Here is a 4,027-nt window from a genome sequence, read left to right on the forward strand (position 1 = left end):
GGGGGGGGGTGGGACGTTTGCGCTGTTCAGGCGCGCGGTGACCGGCTGTGCCCGTGCTGATTTGTGGTGACGTCGTGGACGTGGAGTATTGCTGCGGCGGGCGCTTACGAAACCCTTATCTTCCGCCTGCGAACGTATGCCCGGCAACGACGGATCACGGGGGCGAAGAGCGTGCGGGTGTTGGTGGCGGACGACGAGCGGCTGCTGGCGGACATGGTCGCCGAGGGCCTCAGGCGGCTCTCGATGGCGGTGGACGTCTGCTACGACGGTGACGGCGCGTTGGAGCGGATCGGGGTGAACCGCTACGACGTGGCGGTGCTGGACCGGGACATGCCGGGGCACACCGGTGACGAGGTGTGCCGCAGTCTCGCCGGGTCCGGTTCGGGTACGCGGGTGCTGCTGCTCACCGCCGCCGCCGGCATCCGCGACCGGGTGGAGGGTCTCGGACTCGGGGCCGACGACTATCTCACCAAGCCGTTCGCCTTCGCCGAACTCGTCGCCCGGGTGCACGCGCTCGGTCGGCGGTCGGCGGCGGCGGTGCCGCCGGTGCTGGAGCAGCACGGGGTGGCGCTGGACGTGGCCCGGCACTCGGTCACCCGGGACGGCCGGGCGGTCGGCCTGAGCCCGAAGGAGTTCGCCGTACTGCACGTGTTGATGCGTGCGGACGGGCGGGTGGTCAGCTCGGAGGAGCTGCTGGAGCAGGCGTGGGACGAGTTCGCCGACCCGTTCACCAACACCGTGCGGGTGACCGTGATGACCTTGCGGAAGAAGCTCGGTGCGCCTCAGGTGATCCACACCGTGCCACGGGCCGGTTACCGGATCGGTCCGGCGTCGTGACCCCGCGTCGCAGGATCGTGCTGGTCGGCGTGGTCGCCCTGATCGCCGGGTACGCCCTGCCGGGACTGACCGTGTCCGTCACGAGCGAGTTGTGGTGGCGGGTCCGGGGTCTCTGCGACAGCGGGCTGTCCGGCAGCGGGCTGGTGTGCGAGCCGGCGCGGGGCCTCGGCGGGGTCGCGCTGTCGCTGCTGGGGCTGGTGGTGTTCCTGCTCGCGGTGGCGGCGGTCTGGGTCGCTGCGGGCTGGTGTCTGCGACCGGTCCGGGACCTCGCCGGCCCGATCTCGCACGCCGGGCCGCAGAACCTCGGTCACCGGATCCGGATGCGCGGCAACGACGAGGTGGCCCGGCTGGCCCGGTCGATCGACGAGATGATGGAGCGCATCGCCGCCGGGTACGAGGGGCAACGGCGGTTCGCCGCGAACGCCTCGCACGAGTTGCGGACGCCGTTGGCCGTGCAGCGCACGCTGATCGAGGTCGGCCTGTCCCGGTCGCTCAGCGGCGAGCAGATGGAGCTGGTGGCCGACCAGCTCTTGGAGACCAACGAGCGCAACGAACGGTTGATCGAGGGGTTGCTCGCGCTCAGCGAGAGCGACCAGGGGCTCCGTTCCCGCCTGCCGCAGCGCCTCGACGAGATCGTCACGGAGGTGCTGGCCGCGTACCAGGACCGGATCACCGAGGCCGGGGTGACCGTCAGCACCCACCTGGAGCCCCGGACCGTGATGGGTGAGCGGGTGCTGCTGGAGCGCCTGGTGACCAACCTGCTGGAGAACGCGATCAAGTACAACCGCCAGGGTGGCGCGATCAGCGTCACCGTCGGCCGCAACCCGGCGCTGACCGTGGTCAACACCGGTCAGGTGGTGCCGGCCGAGGCGGTGGCCGGGCTCTTCGAGCCGTTCCGCCGGCTGGCGCGGGACCGCACCAACCAGAGCGGTGGTGCCGGTCTCGGTCTGGCCATCGCCCGCTCGATCACCCAGGCGCACGACGGACTGATCGCCGCCCGCCCCGCCGAGTACGGCGGACTGCGGGTCGACGTCCAGCTTCCGCACGTGCCCTGAGCCCTTCCGGTCACCACGACCCGATCCACGGGGTCGCACATTCCGCGACGTCCCGTCCCTCGGCATGCCCGAAAACGTCACCACCGCGTGGGAGAGGAGCACCCCGGTGCGTACCCGTGACCACCTCGCGCCCGTCACCGGCGCCCGCCCGGTCGGCGAACGGTGGGACTGGGCGGACGTCGCCAAGGGCGGCTGCATCCTGCTGGTCCTGCTCTGGCACGTGATCATGAAGGACTACCTCCAGATCGACTGGCGGCTGGACGTGCCGGTGGCGGGGGCCTGGGGGACGTTCGGCGAACTGCTGCTGCCGATGCGGATGCCGCTGTTCTTCACCATCTCCGGGATGTTCGCGGCCACCGCGGTGCAACGGCCGTGGCGAGCCGTCGGCCGTCCGCGCATCGCCAGGTTCCTCTACCTGTACGCGGTCTGGCTGCTGATCCACACCGCCCTGCTGGCCCTCGCGCCGGACTTCCCGACCGACCGGGCGACCGGCCCGGGGGAACTGCTGGCACAGCTGACGGTCAGCCCGTCCAACCTCTGGTACCTGTACGCGCTGGCGCTCTACTTCGTACTCGCCAAGGCGTTGCGCCGGGTCCACCCGGCGCTGCTGCTGGCCGCGGCGGGTGCGCTGAGCGCGGTCGCCGCGGTGGGGCTGCTCGACACCCCCGGCAACCGGGGCGGGCTCTACCAGAACCTGGTGTTCTTCCTCGCCGGCCTGCACCTGCGTCGCCATGTGCGGCGGTGGTCGGCGGCGGTGACCGGTCGACGTCTGCTGCTGGCGGTCGGCGGATACCTCGCCGTGCTGGCCGCCGTGCGGGTGACCGGTGCCGGGCGGCTGCCGGGGGTGACGCCGCTGGTCTCGGTCGTCGCGGTGCTGGCCGGCATCGCCCTGGCGGTGCAACTGGCCCGGTGGCCGCTGGTCCGCGAGCCGCTGGCCGCGCTGGGCCGGCAGACGCTGCCGATCTATGTGATCCACATGCCGGTGCTGGCACTCCTGCACCGAATGATCGCCGAGCCCATCGCCGACCTGGGTGACTCCGCCCGGCTCGCGTTGGCCTTCGGCTACCCGTTCTCGCTCACCGTCCTGGTGCTGGCGCTCAGCCTCGGCCTGCACCGGGCGCTGCTGGCGGCACGTGCGACCTGGCTGTTCGACCTGCCGGCTCGCCGACCGCCGATCGAATCGACAAGGGAGACGACATGTTCCACACCGATCCGCCCGAACCCGCCGATCCCGGTCGGCCCTCGGTCGACGTGACGGCGGCGGCGCGGTGGCTCGACGGCCAGGTGCTGCGTACCCCGCTGCTGCGGTCCCCGGTGATCGACCGCCTGGTCGGGGCGCGGGTGCTGCTCAAGGCGGAGAACCTGCAGACCGGTGGCTCGTACAAGATGCGGGGCGGGTTGTACGCGGTGGGGCGGCTCGCCGCCGCCGGGCACACCGGTGTGGTCGCGCAGAGCACCGGCAACCACGCGGTCGCGGTCGCGCTGGCGGCGCGCCGGCACGACATGGCCGCCACGGTGGTGTTGCCGGTCGACGCGACGCCGTCGAAGGTGGCGCGGGCCCGGGGGGCCGGTGCCCGGGTGGTCCTGGTCGGCTCCACCGTGGAGGAACGGCTGGCGGTCGCGCGCCGGATCAGCGACGAGACCGGTCATCCGATCGTCGACGCGTACGACCACCCGGACGTGATCTCCGGGCAGGGCAGCGCAAGTCTCGAACTGATCGAGGACGCCGAGCGGGCGGGCACGCCGCTGGACACCCTGATCGTGCCGGTCGGTGGGGGCGGCGGCGTCGCCGGTGCCTGCCTGGCCGCGTCCGACCGGCCCATCGACGTGTACGGCGTGGAGCCGGTCGGCTGCGACTCCCTGGCGCACAGCCTGGTCGCCGGTCGACCGACGCCGGTCCGGCCGGCGCCGACGATCGCCGACGGGCTGCGGCCGTCCTGCGTCGGCGAACTGCCCTTCGCCATCCTGCGCACCCGCCTGCGCGGGGTGGTCCGGGTGGACGACGAGGAGATCGCGGCGGCGTTCCGGCTGCTCCTGATGGAGCTGAAGGTGCTGGCCGAGCCCTCCGGCGCGGCCGGTCTGGCCGGTGCCCTCTGTCTCGCCGCCGACGGCGCGACGCGGGTGGTCGCCGGCAC

The 4,027-nt window shown here is 72.6% G+C and carries 4 protein-coding genes; all 4 read left to right on the forward strand.

The annotated features are described in order from the left end of the window. Window positions 1–171: 171 nt before the first annotated feature. The gene (locus EYA84_RS28000) at window positions 172–837 is read left to right on the forward strand and encodes a response regulator transcription factor (protein WP_131056881.1); all 666 of its coding nucleotides are present in this window, start codon (window positions 172–174) and stop codon (window positions 835–837) included. Beyond that, window positions 834–1,892 (forward strand): HAMP domain-containing sensor histidine kinase, encoded by a 1,059-nt coding sequence (locus tag EYA84_RS28005; protein ID WP_131056883.1) that lies wholly within the window; start codon window positions 834–836, stop codon window positions 1,890–1,892. The genes EYA84_RS28000 and EYA84_RS28005 overlap by 4 nt, the downstream gene beginning before the upstream one ends. A 106-nt stretch (window positions 1,893–1,998) precedes the next feature. Further along, window positions 1,999–3,147: an acyltransferase gene (locus EYA84_RS33675; RefSeq protein ID WP_236145998.1), complete on the forward strand. Its 1,149-nt coding sequence runs from the start codon at window positions 1,999–2,001 to the stop codon at window positions 3,145–3,147. After that, window positions 3,090–4,027 (forward strand): threonine/serine dehydratase (locus EYA84_RS33680; RefSeq protein WP_236145999.1); only part of this gene is annotated, 938 nt, incomplete at its 3' end. The genes EYA84_RS33675 and EYA84_RS33680, both read left to right, overlap by 58 nt.

This window comes from Verrucosispora sp. SN26_14.1 (assembly GCF_004307965.1).
Lineage (GTDB): Bacteria > Actinomycetota > Actinomycetes > Mycobacteriales > Micromonosporaceae > Micromonospora.